Source organism: Pontibacter sp. LHS2, assembly GCF_058932845.1.
Window position 1 is genome coordinate 1,206,218 of sequence record NZ_JBZYWG010000001.1, and the last position, 18,976, is coordinate 1,225,193.

Below are 18,976 nucleotides of genomic sequence, written 5' to 3' on the forward strand. Positions count from 1 at the left end.
ATAGCACCGTTTAGCAGCTGTCCTCAGACTGTTCCTATATTTGGGATGATAAAAGAGGCTAAAGGCCTAAAGTAGAAGTACAGGCAAATTGACTAAATTGCACCCTTCACTTTTACCAATACTACTTTTAACTTAGCCTGCCTTATGGATTTTATTGCGCTTGATTTCGAAACGGCCACGCCGCAGCGTGACAGTGCCTGTGAAATAGGTATAACAGTCGTGCGGGACAGGCGAATTGTAGAAACACGCTCCTGGCTGATCAAGCCTTTGTATTACCCCCATTTCAATTCATTTAACATCGCCGTGCATGGCATCCGGCCGGCAGATGTCAGAGACCAGCCGGATTTCAGGGAGCTCTGGCCTGTGCTCAAGCCCTACCTGGAAGGACAACTGCTCATCGCGCACAATGCTAGTTTTGATATGAGTGTACTACGCAAAACGCTGGCAACCTACAGCATCCCATTGCCGGATGCCCGCTATACCTGCAGCCTGAAGTTTTCGAAGAATATCTGGAAGGGAATGCACAAGTATGATCTCAAAACGCTTTGCAACATGCACCGCATCGACTTCCTGCACCACCGCGCCGCTTCCGACGCGGATGCCTGCGCCCGTCTTTCGTTGAAGGCACTTGAGCTCACCGGCACGAGTTCAGAGGCTGAATTTGATACAAGAATGGGATGTAAGATCGCCCGCGTTTAAGAGCTAACCGGGCAAACCATACCTTAAGTCATGGTTTGCCAGGTTAAGCTACAAGACAGGTAATGCACTATCAAGGCAAAACCTACCTGCAAACTATACCTTTTATCAGGGTCGAAGGGGTATCAGAAGCGAACTGATGTGGAACTGACTTGCCTTACTTAAGCCAGCATTTCCTCCTCCTCCAACAGCTCTTCTGTAGGTATAGCAACAGGCATTTCGACGATGAACGTGCTGCCTATACCTTCAGCGCTTTCTACCCGGATGCTGCCTCCAAAACTCTCCAGTAATTCTTTGCAAAGCATCAGGCCAAGACCAGTACCCTTTTCACCGGCAGTACCCAGGGTCGTAAACCGCTTCTCGGTGAAGAGCTTAGAGTTATTGGTAGCAGAAATGCCTTTCCCGCTGTCTTTCACCAGCAAGGCTATCCTGTCATTTGCTACAGCAGTTTCCACCACTACCTGGCCTCCCGGACTGGAGAACTTAATGGCATTCATGAGCAGATTGCGCAGCACAAAGCTGCATCGTTCTTTGTCCGTCAAGCCAAATGCCGAAAGGTCTGCCTGATTGATCAGTGTAATCTCCTTCTTGGCAGCATGGGCGTTTACCTGCTCCATGGTTTCATCAGTCAAGCCATAAAGACTCAGTGGCTGCAGCTTCACATTTGCATCGTCCAACTGCGCTTTTGCCCAGATCAAGATGTTGTCCAGCATGTTGTTGGCTACGTCTATATCGCGGTTGAGCAGGCCGAATATGCGGGCTGTGTCGGCTTCTGTCATACTCTTGCGCATCGCCAGTGCCAGTACACTTTTCACCGACGAAAAAGGTCCGCGCAGGTCATGGGAGATAATGGAAAACACCTTATGCTGAAAATCGCTCTGTCTGCCAAGACGTTCGTTCTGTACACGGAGCTGCTCAGACTGCAGCGCGATCTCTGCCTGCTGCGATCGTGCCAACAGGTGCGCCTCCTCCAGTCTGTTAAAGGCTGCTTTCTGACGGGACCGGCTTTTAAACAGTTCTACCACCAGTACCAGCAAGATCAGCATCACGGCCACACCAACTGCCATAAACCATCGCTGCGACTTCAGTTCTGCCTCCTGACGCTCCTGCGCCGCTTTCAGCAGATAATTTTCTGCTTCCACTTGCTCGGTTTCATACTGTACCGTCAACTCTGTTTCCATTCGCTCACGGCTTTCTTCGTGCAGTACCTCCTTGTGCTTATTGTAAAGAAGCATGTACTCGTAAGCACGACTATAGTCATGTAGGGCTGCATAGGCCGTATGCAGGCTCCAGCTAGCCTCTGCCATTTTCTTGCTGGAGCCAGTTCTGGAGGCCATCGCATAGCTTTCGTTAGCAAACCGTAAGGCCTGATCCGGTTTACCAATTGCCAGGTATAGCTCCGAAACACGGCCTAAGGTCGACATCATGATCATCGTGTTGCCTATCTCCTGGCTCAACTCAATTGATTGAAACATATAAGTCAAACCATCCGCGGGCTTGCCGAGGTGCAGGTGGAGATAGCCCAGGTTATGCAACCCGATGGCCAACCCTTTCTTATTACCAATCTCCTCCTGTAGTTTGATTGCTTTCTGGTAATACTGCAGTGCTGCTTTAAAGTCCTTGCGGGACTCGGCTATATCGCCCAGGTTGTTATAGGCGCTGCCAAGGCGTTGCATGTCATGCGCCAGCTCCGCCAGTTCCGCTGCCTGGCTGTAGTGCTGTACAGCACGGGTATAATCACGTGTTTTGTTGTATACATTGCCCAGGTTGTTGTAGGAGGCAATTATATAGGTTGTATCCTGGGAGACTTCACTGAGCCGGAGGGATTTAATGTAGTAACGGAGTGCTTCATCGTACTCTCCCATCATCAGGTGCGAGTTTCCGATCAGGAGCTGCGCATTGATTTGTCCTTGATTGAAGCCGATGGTTTTTGCCAGCTGCTCAGCAAGCAGCCCGTATTTGCGCGATGTCAGCGCATCCGATAACCCATAGTGCTTGCTTAAGTTGCCATGCAGCACTACCCTGGCTGAATCGCTCTGGGCATTGGCCAACTCGACCTTCAGGCTGTCGGCGATCCTGTCCTGCGCTACCAGCATAAATGGAAAGCAAAACAGAAGAAGTAAAAGTATTCTCATATAAACTGTGCAATTCATATCGGATCATCAGCACCTAGATTCCCGCCCTCATCCTGATCTGAATTGACAATTCAGCTATGAAAACAAAATACTAACCGACACTTAGAACACCAAATTTATACAAAAGTCAATATCTGAAACAAGCCTTTTACAAAATAATTTATAAACTTGATTAACAGCCGGTTAAAACTAAATACGCATTAAACACAGGTTGTACTTACTCCCAAATCGAATGACTGCTGCGTAGGATATTTCAATGCGCCACCCACCGGCGGGCTGCCTCTTTTTCTTCAAATGAAAAAGAACGCTGCTCAATAGAGGGTACCATGGTAAACACACCGGACATCAGGTGTTGGAGCCAGCTTTTGTCGGTGACGAGTGCAATCTTTTTTACCTTATCCAGCACCTCGCTGAAGTTGGACAGAATAAAACGCACCCGCTCCTGAATGGCGGCAGGTTCCACTCCTTCTGTAGCGGCCATCTCCAGGTATAAATTAAAGGGAGCCGCAGATTCGAGTTCAGGTTTGATAATCTTTTGGGAGGCTTTCATATCCTGCACATCCAGTTCATCTTCTACCCTGAAGGCCAGCACCTGGTCTTGACCAATATCTATTTTCCTGATCATCTTGCTTCATTTATTAAGTTAAAAGATTGATCACATGCCCCGCGAAGCAAACAGCATAGCTGCCAACAGCAGGACGAGTCCTACCAGTTCGCCAAGCCGACCAATGATCTTGTATAGTAGTTTCCTGTATTTTTCTTGCATGGGCTATCAGTTAATTATACAATTTCAAAGCGCTCTGAATAGATGCGACGCCAGTCAACTCCCAGGTTGTGCAGCCCGATCTCGACCACATCCATCAAAGGCCCCGGACCACAGATAAAATACATGAACTGGTCAGGATTGTCGGGCAGGTATTTGGCCAGCATCTCTTCATCAATACGACCACCTTCCCCGTCAATGTCTTCCGGCAGGTCTTCTTCGTCGGGCACATCCTCTATCACATGGATGATGCGCAGGTCGATCACTTTGCTGAGTTCGGTGAGTTCTTCCCGAAAGGTCACGTCCTTCCACTTCTTGCTGGCATAGAGCAGAATGGCTTTACGGGGATCTTTATCGTCGCGCATGGTACGCAGCATGCTCATGCCAGGAGTGATACCGATGCCACCCATCACCAGAAAAAGGTGGCTGTCCGGCTCAGGCGTGAAGGATCCGAATGGCCCTTCCAGGTATACCTGAGCACCTTTCGGGATTTCTTTGAAAGTAGAAGTGAAATCGCCGGACTCCTTGGCCGTGAAGCTGATCGTGCTGGCACGGGCGCTGGAGGCAAATGAAAATGGATGCTGCTGTAAAGTAAAGGGACTGTCGTTGACCGTGATCCAGGCAAACTGTCCGGGTTTGAAGCGCATCTTCTGACCCGACGCGGGCTGCAGGCTGAGTGTCCAGCATTCGTCGCGTTCGTCTTGCACGTCGGTCACCCGGTAGGGCTTTTTGCGGTTGAGCCAGGGCCTGACAATACGGGTATGCAGCACCAGGTACATGCAGGCTCCCAGCAGCAGCGCGAGTAGGATCTTTTTCCAGAGTGGGTCCAGGTAATGCGAGACCTGTATGGAATGCACCACGCCCACAAACACGATCGAAAGCGCCAGAAAACCATGGAGCAGGCGCCACTTTTCATAGCTCAGCTTGAAAGCCAGTCGCCAAACGCTGGTGACGGTAATGGCGACCAGGGCTACTGACACATACGAGAGCGCAATGGCCCGCATCAGGTTAACGCTCGGATCAAAGTAGGAAAGGAATTCCGAATTGTTCAGGATCAGGATGACAGGATGTGCCAGGATGAAAAAGAAGGCAACCAGCCCCATCTTGCGGTGAAAATGGACGATGTTGTCCATCCCGAAAGTAGGCGCGACCCAGTGAAAGCGGCCGGAAAAAAGGAACTGCAAGCCAAAAATGGCGAGTGCTATAAATCCCAGAGCTACCCCTAATTCTGTCCAGAAATCACGGGCGGCAGGTATAGGGCCCACCAGGGCGATGCCCAGCGGTACAAGGGCAAGTATAGTAAAGAGTAGCAGCCATGAAAAACCTCTTCGGTAGGAATATCTCATTTCCATTCAGTTAGTCCGCCCAGCTATACCTGCCCCTGATTTAGAAGTCAGGTTCGAGGTTTAGAAAGCGGGCGCATCCGTGTTTACAGCATAATGTTTAGTATACTGATTTTCGAGCTTGTTGGCCATATGTAAGGTGGAATCCTGTGGTACAGGAGCCTGTATGCTATCACCTGCTGCCAGGTAGGGTGCCAGGATCGGCGCCATGCCGCGTAGTACCTGCACGGGCAGCGAGGAAGTAAAGTGAAAGTCGGCTGCTTCACGCCCTGGCACGAAAGCGGTCAGCGTACCAAAGTGATTATCACCTATAAAAAAGACAAAGGTAGCCGTGCGGTTGACGCTTCGGGAGGAAAGCCGCTGTCCTTTTTTGTTCATGGTCACGATCCGGTTATCGCCGGTGCCGGTCTTGCCACCCATGTGCAGTGTCTCCCCGTCGGTGCCTGGTATACCGCCCTGCAAACGACGGGCTGTACCTGTGTCCACGACTTCCTGCAAAGTTTCCCGTACGAGCGCGGCAACTTCCGGTGCCAGCACCTGCTTTCCTTCTGTTTCCTGCCACTTCAGACCGGTTTCATAGGGTGTTTGTCTGGCGAAGCGCAGCTCTTCAATGCGACGGGTCCGGTGTCGCACGCCATCGTTCAGAATGATACCCATCAGTTCAGCCAGTGCTTCGGGACGGTCACCGGATGAGCCGAGGGCCGTCGCCAGTGAGGGAACCAGCTGCTGAAAAGGATAGCCTACTTTGTGCCAGCGTTGCTGCAGATCAGCGAAGGCGTCCAGCTCGAGCATGGTGCGGATACGGGAGTCACGGGCGCTCTTATGACGGGAGCGGAACAGCCAGGCATATACCTCCTGCCGGGTTTCCATACTGGCCTCAGCCACTTCTGGCCATTGAGTGTCCGGGTGTTTCTGAAGGTATTGTAAGAGCCACAGCTCCAGCGGATGTACCCGTGAGATATAGCCCTGGTCGTTCAGATCAAAAGCATCCGGCCCGAACTGGTGATACAGCTCCATGATGCGCTTGTCTTTCAGTTTTTTCTCCAGCGGCAATCGCTCGCGCATCATACGGGTGAAGCTGATGGAGTCAGTATCGGGATAAAAGAAGCGATGCACCGTGGCCAGGCGAACCGGGTTGAGGCGCATGCCTTTGAGCAGCGTTTCAAAACGCTCTTCTTCTGACTTGCCTTTATATTTGTGCCAGTAGCGAAGCAGGTATACACCTCCTTCCCGATTCGCGAAACGGGTCAGATATTCCCGCCGGCGCGGGTCTGTATCATTTCCGAGCAATGTGGCGCTCCCTCCTGTCTGCTGCTGTATGCTGTAGCGCACCACGTCCCGCGTCAGCCTGACAAAGGGCAGGTTGATCGATTTCAGGAAAGCTTCGCGCACGCTGGGGTTGCGGCCATTGTCGGTGTTGCTGAAGTTGTGGAAGGTATGCATGCCACCGCCTGTAAAGAAACACTCGTGCGGACTGGCCGAGTAACGGCGCTCCATGGCCGCATCGAGTGTGGCGGCCAGGCTCTTGTCGCTGGCCTGCAGCAGGTAGCGCAGCACCCAGCGACTCAGGTTGTCCTGCGAACCGGCCAGTGCCCTCCGCAAGGCTGGTGCAGACTCCCCGGCATAGGTTGTATGGAGTTCAGCGATCATCTCCAGGTAAGTGACGAGCATGCGTAGTTTGGCGGTAGAGCCCAGTTCCAGCTTACTGCCTTCGTTCAGGTCCAGTGGCTGCTCGGTATTGTCGGTTTGCACGCGCACCAGGTTGCCCTGCGGACTGCGCTCGTACAAGGTAAAACTATAGCGGATTTCAGTGGCTTGTTTCGGACTCAGCAGCCGCTCTCCGTACAGTCCCAGCTCTCTGGCGTAAGCAGGGTCACTGAGGCGATTCAGGTAGGCGCTTACCTCCCCTTGCAGGGCGTGCTCCAGTGTGGTGGTCGCGCCTACATCCATGCGGTCGAGGTCGTAAAGCGTTTTGCCCAGCATCCCAGCCAGGTGCGTGCGCACCATCAGCGACCCCTTGTTGGTTTCGGCTGGCACCGTGATAGGGTCGCTGCTGAACTCCCGGAAGGTCACGTCCTGGCTAAGCCCTGCATCGCGCAGTTCGGTGCTGATGTGCCCGTTCTCGGCAAGCAGGCGCAGGTAGCTGCTGGTTAGCTCGTTCAGGGCGTCGCGCCCACTCTCGTTCAGGTAGTAAGCCGGACGTCGCTGCGCTATGAAAAGCGAAATAACCTGTCGCAAGGCCTGGCCCTGGGCCAACAGGCTGTCGCCCTCAGCCGCAGGTAAACTGAGCAAGCGGTTGACCTGATCAAACTGCGTCCCGAACCACACCCACAACCCATCGCCCAGCCCATGCACCTCGCCGTAGCCCGGAGCACCGTAGAGCGGCAGCGTGTTTATATAAGAGAGCACCAAAGACTGACGGGCAGGGAGCGTTTCGGGTCCGGACTGGTAGGCGCGTACACTGGCCGACACCATCTGCTTCAGCTTGGCTTGCGGGCTCACCGTAATGCCGGCCGGGGAATGACGAAACTTTTCGATCTGGGTAGCCAGGGTGCTCGCTCCCATGGTCTGGTACTCGAGTCCCATCCGGCTGGCGGCCAGGTGCAGACTCGCCTTCGTAAAGCGCAGCCAGTCCACGGCCGGGTTCATATAAGGGCGGTCGGTGGCCAGCAGTTCGCGGTTCTCGATAAATAAAAGAGAAGAAGTGATCAGGGATGGAATAGCTTCGTAGCTGGCATACAAGCGGCGCGGGTACTTGAAATTATACACCGGTCGGCCCTGGTAATCGACGATGTGAAGACCGGCCTGCGTCTTTTCGGGGTAAGGTGCGAAGTAACCCTGCGAGGTATAGTGCATCAGAGCATCTGAAAAGCGGGCCTGCTCCACCACCTCCATACCGCGCGACGATGCCCGGTCGAGTAGTTGGGGCAGCTGCGCATAGCCGAGTCGCTTGTCAAAAGGTCCGGGCTTGGGGTAGACGATCGCGTCGCTTCGGCCAGGCTCTACCTGATAAGTCAGTGTAGTGGCATAGCGCGCAAGTTCGCGCGCCTGCAAACGGGATGTACGGGCTTCATATAGCACGGCCGCGACGACCACTCCGATAATGATGAGTGTGATGCCAAAGAGCATCCATTTGAGGATGGTCCCACGTTTTGTCTCTTTACTGGCCGTGTGGGTGGGACGGTAATTGCTGACTACCATCACCTAAGTGTTTTATTTTGTAAGAATTAGCTGGTAGTACTTGTACGTTTATTTAGTGTTAAAAGTGACTAAATATTAAATAACTACAATTTTCTATCTCTTCATATTCCCATGATCGTAGGGGATGAAGTTCTGCCCCTACCAGGGGTATAGGCATCCCCGAACGTAGTCCCGTGCAGTTCCCCGAAGATACTTTCCGCATTATCGCTATAGCTGAGGATAACGATGCCATTGCCCTGCTCCGGGAAAATGGTCGAATAGTGCTGAAAACCATTGCCGTGTCTCTCCCTGAATGTACCTCTGCCGTAGGGCGACTGCAAGAGCACTAAAACGCTAGCGCAGAACAGTTTCTTAAAACACAAAAACACTTAGAAGCAACGCCCCTTTTTTTGTCGCAAATCCCCCTCCTTTTGTCATGTTCACACCCGCTATGATCCTCTTCTTTGCGCTACCTTTGAATTATAGAAATTAAGCAGAGCAGTAGCCTGATCAACACGAATTTATCTGTACATTCAGGCTAGTCTATACCTGACTTACACAACAGAAATTAATACTTAAAAACGCATACTATGGAAAACACCGCAAAAATCGACACCATTACCATCAGCGCTACCATTCAGGCGCCAGTTGCAAAAGTCTGGAAGTTCTGGACTGAACCGCAGCACATCACCCAGTGGAACAATGCCTCTGATGACTGGCATACCCCACGGGCCGAGAACGATCTTCAGGTAGGTGGCAAGTTCCTCTCCAGGATGGAAGCCAAAGACGGCAGCATGGGCTTTGACTTCAACGGCACTTACACCGCTGTGCAGGAGCACGAACGCATTGCCTATAGCCTGGAGGATGGCCGCAAAGTAGAAATCAGTTTTGAACCTCAAGGCACGGAAACCCGCGTTACCGAATCTTTTGAAGCCGAGCATACCCATTCCGTTGAAATGCAGCAGGCGGGCTGGCAGGCTATTCTGGATAATTTCAGAAACTATGTGGAAGCCGCTTCCAAGCCGCGCACCCAGCACTACGAAGTCAGCATTGCCGCACCAGCCGAACAGGTATACCGCACTATGCTCGACGCGGAGCAGTATAAAACCTGGACCGCCGTGTTTCACCCTACTTCGCATTACAAAGGCTCATGGGAGAAAGGCGCTAAAATACAGTTTCTGGGAATAGAGGAAGATGGTAAAGTAGGTGGCATGGTGAGCCGGATCAAAGAGAACATCCCCAACCACTTTGTCAGCATCGAGCACCTGGGTCTGGTGCAAGACGGTGCCGAGATCACCAGCGGTCCGGAAGTAGTAGGCTGGGCTGGCGCACTGGAGAACTATACCTTTACCGAAACGCAGGGTGAAACAGTACTCGCTGTGGATGTAGACACCAACCAGGAGTTTGAGGACTTCTTTGCTGATACCTGGCCCAAAGCGCTGCAGAAAATTAAAGCCCTGTGCGAAACCGGATCTTAAACTGTTAACCTACCAGATATAACGATGGCCTCAGTAAGCACTTATCTCAATTTCACGAACCAGACCGAGGAAGCCTTTCTATTCTATAAGTCCGTTTTCGGAACGGAGTTTATCGGCAGCATCGCCCGCTTTGGCGACATCCCTCCGGGCGAAGACATGCCGCCTATACCCGAGTCAGACAAAAACCTGGTGATGAACGTCGCACTGCCGATCCTGGGTGGGCATGTGCTCATGGGAACGGATGCACCCGAGTCGATGGGTTTCCGGCTAACGAAAGGCAATAACGTGTACATTACCCTGCACCCCGACTCGCGCGAAGAAACACAGCGCCTGTTCAAAGCGCTGTCGGAAGGCGGTAAAGTAGAGCAGGACTTACAGGACATGTTTTGGGGCGACTACTACGGCAGTTGCCAAGACAAATTTGGCGTACACTGGATGTTCAACTGCGATCGGAAGTAGTTGCGGATAGCCATTATGACAGCAAAAGAGCCGCTCTTTCACTTCTGAAAGGCGGCTCTTTTCGTTTAGATAGTCACCTGTTGCTACTCATTGCCGTATGAGGCACAGCACTGCCTGCAAAGCAACTGCAAGAAAATGAACACCGAAAAGATCAATACGATTGTAACCATCTTAGGGGGCCTGGTACTGATACTGGGCCTATGCTCCAAAAAGCTGGAGCAAAGCCCTATACCTGCAACGCTGGTAGCTCTGGTTATCGGCATTCTATTAGGCCCGGAAGTCTTGGATATAATAGACCCGGAAGAGCTTGGCAACCGGTCCTCTATCCTGGAAAAGGTGGCTCGTCTGGTGCTGGGCATCGGTTTGGTGAGTGTGGCACTGCGTATACCTAAGTCCTATCCTCGTCAGAAATGGGGGCAGATGGTGACGCTCGTCGGCCTGAGCATGGTTTTGATGTGGGGGATCAGTACCCTCCTGATCTACCTGATACTTGGACTGCCCTTTTGGATGTCCGCACTTATCGGTGCCATACTCGCCCCCACCGATCCTATTGCCGCCAGCCCCATCGTAACGGGCCCCGTTGCCGAAAAAAACCTGCCAGAGCGGATCCGGAATGCCATCTCGTTTGAATCCGGTGCGAACGACGGACTGAGCTACCTTTTTGTATTTCTTCCGCTGCTCATGCTTACCAAAACGCCCGACAGTGCCCTCTCCCATTGGCTGACACATACTTTCCTGTGGGAAGTTCTGGGCGCCACGGCTTTCGGTTTGCTGCTGGGACTGGGAGCGGCCAAGCTGCTGAGGCTGGCCGAAAAACACGATCTGATTCAGGAGAACTGGCGACTCGTATACACCGTGGCACTCTCCTTACTGGCTGTTGGGGGTGGCAAGCTCATCAAGAGCGATGAAATACTGGTGGTGTTTGCAGCCGGCGCAGCCTTTGTGCAACTGGTGAGTGAGGACGAACGCGGAGAAGAAGAAAAAGGACAGGAAGCAGTGAACCGCTTTTTCTCCTACCCTATCTTCGCCCTGCTTGGTACCGCTATTCCCTGGAGTGGCTGGTGGCACCTGGGCTGGAGCGGATTGTTGCTGGTTGTCGCTATACTTTTGCTACGCCGACCGCCCGTGCTGTTGCTCCTCAAGCCGCTGCTTCCTGACCTGAGAAGTTCTAAAGATGCGCTGTTCCTTGGATGGTTCGGGCCAATTGCGGTAGCTGCGATATACTACGGTTCGTTGGCTGAACACAAACTAAAAGAGCCTTTGATATGGGAGGTTGTGAGCCTGGTGGTTTGTGCCTCTGTGGTGATACATGGCATAAGTTCCACCCCTTTATCGAAACTCTACGGGAAAGTGACGGGCCAGCGTGTACTTTCTGAGCGATCACATGATGATCAGCAGAAAAACAATCAAAGCGACTAGAAATGATAAAAGCACAAAGAGCCGCTCCTTCTACTCAGAAAGGCGGCTCTTTTACTTTCATAGCCTGTACGTGTAAGTTGGGTTTAACATCATAGCCACCCCAGGCGATGTGTATAGGTCTGCCCTACCCCTTTATGATCGGGTAATGAGAGTGATCAAGGGCTGGTGATATTACCTTCTTAATTACAAATCCACAAACACAGAGACAATCCGCTCCACCCAGTTGACCATCAGGCTGGAGGTAACGCCATCGAGCAGGGACTGGCCCATGTGATGGGTAACAGCCCGCTGCATATCACGCTCTTCCTTCACACTCCCTTCTCTGAATTTGCCCAGCGTGGAGGGGTTGTTGGTCTTCACGATCAGCGTATTTATAAGCCGGGTGCCCACCCGGAGCAGCAGACCGGGGTTGTCGGGGTCGTCTTTGCTCAGGAGCTGTATTTTCAGGTTTTTGTACGGAAAATGCACTTGCCCCGTGGAGGCCGTTGCCGTCGACTCGATCGAGAAAGTAGCCTTGCCGATCTGCCCGCTCCTGATACGAATAAACATCATGTTCTCAAACAAAGGGTTCAGCGCCGTGAAATCCATCGGGTCCAGCGTGCCCTCGTAGGTATAGCGGTCTTCCGGATGATTCATCTCAAATTGATAGCGCCCCTGCAGGGTGCTTGCCCCCATCAACTGGGCCGACACGTCTGCAGTAATGATGTTGTTCTGACGGATGAATGCCGAGTCGTTTGTGACGTTAAACAGCTCTAAATGCACGTCTTCTAACCTGAACACGCCTGGCTTATCTGCATTGATGGCGATAACCGGATGTACAAGGTTTTTCTTGTCGACGATGATCGTGTCGAGCCGGATGTAGAGCTCCGCATCGCGCAGCATCTGTTGCAGGGTCGGTGGCTTGCGGTCCGGATCGAGGCCGATGCTGTTGTCGCGGTAAATCTCCACCGTCGGGTTGCGAACAAGCATTTTGTGCGCGATCAGATCCTGGCTGTTGAACAGGGCTCGCAATCGGACGTTCATCAACTCCACTTTCGGCACTTCCAGGTCTACCCGGTCGCGGGCATATTCAAACAAGTCAGCATATTCTTCTTTGCTGAAAAGAGGCCGCAGACGCAGGCTGTCGACAAGCAGGGAGCTTTGCTGCATCGACGCAGTAATTTCCTTTATCTCCGGCACATACAGACTGTCAGGCATGTAATAAGAATAGCCTTGAATAAACACGTCGATGTCGTCGACATCAAAGATATCCAGGGGGTCGTTTTCCTCCAGCGATACGAGCCGAAGCTGATCGATGCCCAGCGCCACATGGTCCAGGGTATGGGTGGTGCGAATAGTATCGTTCCGCAGAATCCCAAAGTCAAATGCGCCGTCTGTCACATCAATCCGCCCTATCCGCAAAGTCGAAATCAGTTCCGCCATCTGCTCAGCAGTGCCGTTGTCTGAGGCAGTATCCTGCTCGGCCAGGGTAAGGCTCCTAACAGTGGGCACGTCCTGGTCCTGGATGATGTTCACCTCAGGGCCGGCGAGCAGCAGCCTGTCCATGTGGTACTGCCCCGTCGCATAGGCGTGAATCAGGTCAAAGCCTGTGATGCGCGATCTTCTGGCGGAAATATTGATCAGGTTGTGACTGGCCATGTCCGGGTTGGAGACTTTCAGACGTTCGTTCACCTCCCTGTCGGCATTCACCTGCAAGGTACGGGCGACCAGTTCCTGCTGCCTGCTGGAGTAGTGCAGGCTGTCCAGGCGGAAGGTATACAGGCTGTCGGTGGAGCGATAGGTATAGTCTGTTGCCAAAAGGGTCAGCTCCTCCATCGGAAGGGTGTCGTTCAGGTTGGCAAAAGTTTCCGGGGTGAGCTGAAATCCCGAGATCGTAGCGGTGGCGTGCTCCAGCTGATGAGTTCGCATCACAGGCCGGAGCTTTTCGCTGAAGGTAAAGGAGCCGTCTACCAGCCGGATGGTATTCACTGAAATCAGATCAACTATTTCAAAAAGAGTCTTTCCCGCATCCTGCTGCCCTGAGCCGGAAGACGCCGCTACCTGGCGGTCGAGCAACATGGCGACATCCGGTTGCCGCAGCACGAGCTGATCTGCCTCCAGCCGCCCGGTGTTCACCGCCTCGATCAGATCCAGTCCGGTGATCTGGAGCGAATGCGCCGACAGGTCCATCAGTTTACGGCTTGCATTGTTGAACCGCTTCTGCTGGTTGTTGGCTTGCAGGCTCGAATGTACGTCAATGGATCGGGCAGTGAACTCCTGCTGCCGGGTGGAGTAGCGCAATCCACCCAGGGTAAAGGTATAGGTATTGTCCGGCATCTGGTAACGGTAGTTCCGCGCCGACACCACCAGGTCCTGTAAGGGGATTTTATGATTGGGGTCGAAAACAAAAGCAGAATCGAGCTCCAGGCCAATGGCTAAAAGCGAGGCATGCTCCAGGTGCTGCAAGCGCTGTATGCTGCCCGATTTGCTGTGCTGTGTCAGGGCGGCATCGCGTATGCGTATCTCCCCTACCTCCAGGCTGCTCACCACACCCGACACCTGCCGGTACAGCTCCTGCAGATCGGGCCCTCCATCGGCAGGCGCAACACGCTGATCAGTGCGCACATCGATTATTGGCTGCTCAGCCTTTATACTGCCGATCGTCAAGCGGGACGTTTGGATAGCCTCCAGCAGATCCATTTGCTCAAAGCGCAGTTGCGGCAGCCGGATGTCATATAGCGTGTGCTTCGCCAGGCTCTGACTTTTCAACCTGTCGTTTTCCTTCCAGTCGCCGGCCAGGTGCAGGGCCTTTGCCTCGAACAGCTTATCGCGGGTAGAGAGCTGCATGCCGCCCGCCTGCAAGGTATAGGGACTCTGTACAGGGTGATAGGTATAGCGACCCGTCGTGATACTGACTGCATCTGCAAAGGCTTTTTGGTTAGGGGCAAACAGTGAAACGGAGTCGAGCTGCAGTCCTTCCAGTTGGACGTTTGCATCAGCCAGCCGATGAATAGCCTGCGCCGTATCGGCTCCCTGATGATAAGAAAAACTGGCATCCGACAGGCGCAGTTCCTGTATACCCAGCGCCTGCAGGTAGGGCGACAGCCGGGCATATTGCGCTTCCAAACTGAGGCTTTCCGGGTCTTCGGGTACGTTTGGGTTTTCGTGTATTTGCAGGCTTCCGCTCTTTAAGAGCAGCTGGTCTAGCTGTAAGGCTTTTGTTTCCCAGGCTGCTGCCATATCCAGGCCGTTAATGTCGAGCAGTGGCGAACTGAAGCGGTAAAGCGTGCGATGGGCCTGGTCCTGGGGAAGTGCTGCGTTGGCCTGCAGGTTTGGCTGCACGTCCATGTGCTGTGCTTTCAGTTGCTGTTGCCCCGAAGCGTAGGTAAAGCGCCCGACCCGAATGGTATACACGCTGTCGGGTGCCTGGTAGGTATAGCGCCGGATGTCGAGGGCAAGGGCATCAGCTTGCACCATCTGGCTGATATCGCCCTGCGCCTGCAGGTCCAGTTGCAGCTCCTGTACCTGCAGCGACAGTTGCGGAATGTCATGCAGCGGCCTCCCCTGCTCCCCCAGCAGTTGGTAGCGGTAGCTGGCTTCCCGCAGGTCGAACTCCCGGATGCGCAGCGCTTCCAGACCACCGCTCCTTTTGGAATTCTGCTGGCCGGCCTTTGGGACTGACGCATCGTGCAGTTGTGTGATCACGGGTCGTTCTGCTACGACTTTGCCTAACGCCAGACGGTCATTGAAGATAAGGGCACGGAGGTTGATGCCTGTGACTTCCAATTTAGGGCTTTGCACCTCGAACAGGTTGGGACTGGCTTGCCCCTGCTCCTTTTGCTGCCGGTGCACGGCGGTATCCGGGTATAGCTGCACACCCTGCAGGGTGACACCCCAGTTGCTGAAGCTCAGATTCAGTTCGTCGAGCTGTAGTTGGTAAAGCCCTTGTGTTTGCTCGGCTACCTGCTTTTTGAGATAGCGTTCTACCAGGGGCTCGGCAAAAAGGAAGAGGACAAACAGCGCCAACAGCAGCAAACCAGCGAAACTCACAAGCACAATGCCTGCCATTTTCAAGGCTTTCCGACCCTTGCCGGGCGTAGCTGGTTCTGACATAAATCGTTTCTGTTCGGGGAAAAGATGAAAGGCATACCCTGATGCCAGTGCCTTGTTTTACGGGAGGAAGGGGTTTGGGATATTTCTGAAGAGGGAGCCGTAGTAATTAGAGAGTAATTTTATATTAATTAGAAATCAGACAAGGACTTCGCACCCGGTACAGAACTTAGGCCATTAACGAAAAGCTAATTCATTAGCATTCTCGGCATAAGGCAATAACAGAGCGCCCTGTATACATAGCAAAAAGAGCCGCCTTTCATCCTAGAAAAGCGGCTCTTATCAATTTAAGTTTTGTCTCGATAGCTATTAGTAAGTATAGCCTTCACTTATGGCTGGCACGTGTGGGTGCGTTTGCAATCTGGTGTAGCGGCGCTCCGGCATACCTGACTGGTGGTAGCTGTAGGTATAGATCTCAGCATCGCGGAAGCCCGGGTTGTTTTCAAACAGCTTCACACCCGGCAGGAACATGGTGCTCTGGATGTAAGGCAGCGGATTAGGTTTGTTGTCGTAGCTGCCCCAGCGAATGGTGATCGGTGCGCTCAGGTCTTCGGCTTTGCTACTGGTTGACCAAGCCTGTACTAATTCGGTCAGGTTACCTTTCGCGTCATACTTGTAATCAATCACGTGCAGTCTTCCTTCTGCTGAAGTTGCATAGCTGATGTTGGACTCGCGTACCAGTTTGTCACCGTTGTAGGTATAGGTATAGTGATAAATTGGCTGGTGGTCGCGTGAATAAGTAATGGCTTTGATCACCTTGTCGCCCTCGTAGGTATAGAGCAGGTAATGCTCACCTCCTTTAAAGTTGAGCCGCACTGGCTTGTTTCCCTCCCATATCACGGTAAAGCCGTGTGTCCGTTGATCGATGTAGCTCAGCTCTATTAGCCTGTTTTGCGCATCGTACCGGAATGCGCGGGCACCAAACTGCTTGAGCAAACTGTTGGTCGTCACTGGTGGCTGCCCCTGATTGTTTGGCGGTGTGGTCGTAGGCGGCGTAGTGGTTGGAGTGCCTGTAGAAGGCTTGCTTGGCGCAGCAGGCATTACCGATTCCTTGTCGCAGGCAGAGAACATGAAGGTGGACACAACCAGCCCAGCCAACAGCACTAAATGATTTGATTTCATGACGGTATTCTGTATAGTTTTATTTAATCATAAGACATGCGGCACCACCTGACCGTTGCCTGCCGTTAAAAAAAAATTAAAATAATTTCGCAGATTATTTACTTGCTTCGGTTCTGAATGGACACCCCTAAACGAGTTTAAAAACAAAAGAGGAAATAGCGTCAGCTACTCCCTCTTCCTATTCCATCTAGAACACTTCCTATACCTTGCAAGCAGCATAGCAGCTGCTACATATGGGCAGGTATAGGCTCTGGCTACTAACCAGTCCTGTCAGATAGATTACCGGTTAAAGCGCCTCTTTAACTGAAGAGTCAGCCCCAGCGAATACGGCTTGAGCCCCAGCGGCTCCCGCTCTTTAAAAGTGGAGCCCAGGAAGTAGTTGATGGCTGGCATCAGTGTTACCTCATAGCTCTCCAACATTGTCGCATTGTAGCCAACCCCGAGCTGCAGGTTGTAGTTCGACTGCTCCAGGATGTTCTCTACAGACGGAAACTCTACTGTCTCGGTCCAAACACCGTCGCTGTAGCGTTGGGTTCTGCCTTTCACCAGCAAATTGGCGCCAGCACCCACTGTTATGTTCAGCCTGCTTTTTCCTCGCTCCATAAAGTAATACGTCGTGCCCAACCGAAGCCCGGCATAAGCATAGGAGCTGATAAGCTGGCGCTCTTCTGTTTTGAGCCGCGACTCCACTACAATCTGCCCAGTACCTGATTCTCGCACTTCTATAGTTTCCAGCTCACCTGTAGTCAAGGTATAGGCAACGTTTTCCTTCAGCTGCATCCAGCTCATACCTGCTTCGCCAAAAAGCCTTGGCATTAACACCCGGCTATAATTTGCGCCAAACTCAAAGCCCATCCGCTCCGGGTCCAGCTGATTGGCACTGCTCACCTTTGTAATAAGCACATCATCCGTGGCATTGGGTATAAATTTCCGGAAAGCATAGCGGGGGGCAAAGTACACACCCGCCGTCCATTCATTTCTGCTGGCCGGGCGCACCTCCTGTGGAGCAGGCTTCGCTGGTTTTGGTTGCTCATCCAGGGCTTTTTCAGGTATAGCTACTTTTTCAGTTTTTTCCTCTTCAGCATATACCCCTAATCCTTCTTCTTTAGAAGTAGCCGCTTCTCCCGCCGACACCTTGGCTATACCTGCGGCAGCCTCCTGCTCCACCCTTTTTCGCTTTTCTGCTACCCGAAGCTGAAGCGCTACAGGAGCCAAGCGCTTGTTGGCCAGGTAACGGTGATTTCTTTCTACACTATCAGCCCAAGTGGTAATATGCGGTGTTTTGGAAGATAGGACAGGTATAGCCTCTGCCTCAGGACGATGCGCTATACCTGACAGTGCAGACGGGGTGGCTTTCGCTACAGAAACGCTGGCAGTCAGGCGTGTGCTGTTTTGCTGACCAGGCTGCTTTACTGGCGGCTTTGCTTCTGCTTTATTTTGTTCCTGCTGCTCCCCAAGTTGGCTATCAGGCACAGGTTGCATGGCAGCGTCATTCGTTTGCGTGGTGGCATGGGCACTTTGCTCAACTTGGCTGTCCAACTGCTCCGTTTGTCTTAGCTGATGCGTACCTATACCTACCAGCAGCAACAGCAGCAACAGCAGCAGCGGCAACAGCCACTTCAGCCACGACAAGTCCTGCTTTGGCTTTACTTCGGCTTGTATACTCTTCCAGCTTCCTACAGGAGGCTCCTCTTCGAGCTCCAGCATTTTGCGCCTTATCTCTTCAAGTTCTTTTTCTGTTAGCATGCCTCTGAGATTTTCTGTTTCAAAAGGATCTTTTTAAGCGAGCTTTTCGCCTTTGCCAGCTGCGACTTCGACGTGCCCTCTGCAATGTTGAGCGCCTCGGCTATTTCGAGATGGTTGAAGCCCTCAATCACGTGGAGATTAAACACCAACCTATACCCTTCCGGCAACTGGTTGATGAGCGCCAGTAATTCCTGCCCCGAAATCTGGCTGATGATGTCTTCAGAAGAGGGTGTGCTCTCTTCGATGGAGCTATAGTCCAGCTGCTCCAGGTACTTGCGGTTTTTGTGATAATGGTTGATCGCCGTGTTCACGAAGATGCGCCTCACCCACCCTTCAAAAGAGCCGCCACTATATGAATCCATGTGCTTGAATACCTTCACGAACGCCTCATGAAAGATATCTTCTGCCTCAAACCGGGAACTGGTATAGCGCAAGCATACGGCCATCATCCGTCGGGAGTATAGCTGATACAGCTTCTCCTGCGACGATGCCTTGCCCTGCTTGCACCCAGCTATGATTTCCTCTTCTGACAGCACGTAAAAATTG

Annotated in this window: 13 protein-coding genes; 4 read left to right on the forward strand and 9 right to left on the reverse strand. The window is 52.6% G+C overall.

Translation table 11 applies throughout. The annotated features are described in order from the left end of the window. Positions 1 to 144: 144 nt before the first annotated feature. The gene (locus AC5FX6_RS05245) at positions 145 to 699 is read left to right on the forward strand and encodes a 3'-5' exonuclease (RefSeq protein ID WP_493595966.1); all 555 of its coding nucleotides are present in this window, start codon (positions 145 to 147) and stop codon (positions 697 to 699) included. A gap of 158 nt (positions 700 to 857) precedes the next feature. Here AC5FX6_RS05245 and AC5FX6_RS05250 read toward each other — a convergent pair whose 3' ends face one another. The 5 genes from AC5FX6_RS05250 to AC5FX6_RS05270 form a co-directional block, all read right to left on the reverse strand. Next, positions 858 to 2,792 carry a tetratricopeptide repeat-containing sensor histidine kinase gene (locus AC5FX6_RS05250; protein ID WP_493595967.1) on the reverse strand — a complete coding sequence of 645 codons (1,935 nt, stop codon included), beginning with the start codon at positions 2,790 to 2,792 and terminating at the stop codon, positions 858 to 860. A gap of 292 nt (positions 2,793 to 3,084) precedes the next feature. After that, positions 3,085 to 3,456, reverse strand: a complete 372-nt coding sequence (locus AC5FX6_RS05255; protein ID WP_493595968.1) for a SpoIIAA family protein — start codon at positions 3,454 to 3,456, stop codon at positions 3,085 to 3,087. Positions 3,457 to 3,611: 155 nt separating this feature from the next. Beyond that, positions 3,612 to 4,946, reverse strand: coding sequence for a ferredoxin reductase family protein (locus AC5FX6_RS05260; RefSeq protein WP_493595969.1), 1,335 nt, complete (start codon positions 4,944 to 4,946; stop codon positions 3,612 to 3,614). 54 nt (positions 4,947 to 5,000) lie between these two features. Next, a complete protein-coding gene (locus tag AC5FX6_RS05265) occupies positions 5,001 to 8,138 on the reverse strand; it encodes a transglycosylase domain-containing protein (RefSeq protein ID WP_493595970.1) in 3,138 nt (1,045 codons plus the stop codon). A 101-nt stretch (positions 8,139 to 8,239) separates the two neighbouring features. Continuing rightward, a complete protein-coding gene (locus tag AC5FX6_RS05270) occupies positions 8,240 to 8,458 on the reverse strand; it encodes a hypothetical protein (RefSeq protein WP_493595971.1) in 219 nt (72 codons plus the stop codon). Positions 8,459 to 8,707: 249 nt separating this feature from the next. Here AC5FX6_RS05270 and AC5FX6_RS05275 point away from each other — a divergent pair, with 249 nt between their 5' ends. The 3 genes from AC5FX6_RS05275 to AC5FX6_RS05285 all read left to right on the forward strand — a co-directional run bounded on the left by AC5FX6_RS05275 (position 8,708) and on the right by AC5FX6_RS05285 (position 11,473). Further along, a complete protein-coding gene (locus AC5FX6_RS05275) occupies positions 8,708 to 9,595 on the forward strand; it encodes an SRPBCC family protein (protein WP_493595972.1) in 888 nt (295 codons plus the stop codon). Positions 9,596 to 9,619: 24 nt separating this feature from the next. Further along, entirely contained in the window at positions 9,620 to 10,054 is a 435-nt protein-coding gene (locus AC5FX6_RS05280) for a VOC family protein (RefSeq protein ID WP_493595973.1), read from the forward strand. Between the two features lie 135 nt (positions 10,055 to 10,189). Continuing rightward, the gene (locus AC5FX6_RS05285; RefSeq protein WP_493595974.1) at positions 10,190 to 11,473 is read left to right on the forward strand and encodes a cation:proton antiporter domain-containing protein; all 1,284 of its coding nucleotides are present in this window, start codon (positions 10,190 to 10,192) and stop codon (positions 11,471 to 11,473) included. Between the two features lie 183 nt (positions 11,474 to 11,656). Here the strand turns inward: AC5FX6_RS05285 and AC5FX6_RS05290 are convergent, their stop codons facing one another. From AC5FX6_RS05290 to AC5FX6_RS05305, 4 genes are all read right to left on the reverse strand, one after another. Then, on the reverse strand, positions 11,657 to 15,565 hold the full coding sequence (locus AC5FX6_RS05290) for an AsmA family protein (protein ID WP_493595975.1): 3,909 nt from the start codon (positions 15,563 to 15,565) through the stop codon (positions 11,657 to 11,659). A 306-nt stretch (positions 15,566 to 15,871) separates the two neighbouring features. Next, on the reverse strand, positions 15,872 to 16,684 hold the full coding sequence (locus AC5FX6_RS05295) for a hypothetical protein (RefSeq protein ID WP_493595976.1): 813 nt from the start codon (positions 16,682 to 16,684) through the stop codon (positions 15,872 to 15,874). 279 nt (positions 16,685 to 16,963) lie between these two features. Further along, positions 16,964 to 18,430, reverse strand: a complete 1,467-nt coding sequence (locus tag AC5FX6_RS05300) for a hypothetical protein (RefSeq protein ID WP_493595977.1) — start codon at positions 18,428 to 18,430, stop codon at positions 16,964 to 16,966. Next, positions 18,424 to 18,966 (reverse strand): RNA polymerase sigma factor, encoded by a 543-nt coding sequence (locus AC5FX6_RS05305; protein ID WP_493595978.1) that lies wholly within the window; start codon positions 18,964 to 18,966, stop codon positions 18,424 to 18,426. Before AC5FX6_RS05305 ends, AC5FX6_RS05300 begins: the two co-directional genes overlap by 7 nt. Positions 18,967 to 18,976 lie beyond the last annotated feature (10 nt).

Excerpts from the sequence above, each read along its gene's own strand:
- AC5FX6_RS05245 (WP_493595966.1), top strand. The coding sequence starts at position 145 with ATGGATTTTATTGCGCTTGATTTCGAAACGGCCACGCCGCAGCGTGAC.
- AC5FX6_RS05250 (WP_493595967.1), bottom strand. The coding sequence starts at position 2,792 with ATGCTGGTAGCGCAGGACAGGATCGCCGACAGCCTGAAGGTCGAGTTG.
- AC5FX6_RS05255 (WP_493595968.1), bottom strand. The coding sequence starts at position 3,456 with ATGATCAGGAAAATAGATATTGGTCAAGACCAGGTGCTGGCCTTCAGG.
- AC5FX6_RS05260 (WP_493595969.1), bottom strand. The coding sequence starts at position 4,946 with ATGGAAATGAGATATTCCTACCGAAGAGGTTTTTCATGGCTGCTACTC.
- AC5FX6_RS05265 (WP_493595970.1), bottom strand. The coding sequence starts at position 8,138 with ATGGTAGTCAGCAATTACCGTCCCACCCACACGGCCAGTAAAGAGACA.
- AC5FX6_RS05275 (WP_493595972.1), top strand. The coding sequence starts at position 8,708 with ATGGAAAACACCGCAAAAATCGACACCATTACCATCAGCGCTACCATT.
- AC5FX6_RS05280 (WP_493595973.1), top strand. The coding sequence starts at position 9,620 with ATGGCCTCAGTAAGCACTTATCTCAATTTCACGAACCAGACCGAGGAA.
- AC5FX6_RS05285 (WP_493595974.1), top strand. The coding sequence starts at position 10,190 with ATGAACACCGAAAAGATCAATACGATTGTAACCATCTTAGGGGGCCTG.
- AC5FX6_RS05290 (WP_493595975.1), bottom strand. The coding sequence starts at position 15,565 with ATGTCAGAACCAGCTACGCCCGGCAAGGGTCGGAAAGCCTTGAAAATG.
- AC5FX6_RS05295 (WP_493595976.1), bottom strand. The coding sequence starts at position 16,684 with ATGAAATCAAATCATTTAGTGCTGTTGGCTGGGCTGGTTGTGTCCACC.
- AC5FX6_RS05300 (WP_493595977.1), bottom strand. The coding sequence starts at position 18,430 with ATGCTAACAGAAAAAGAACTTGAAGAGATAAGGCGCAAAATGCTGGAG.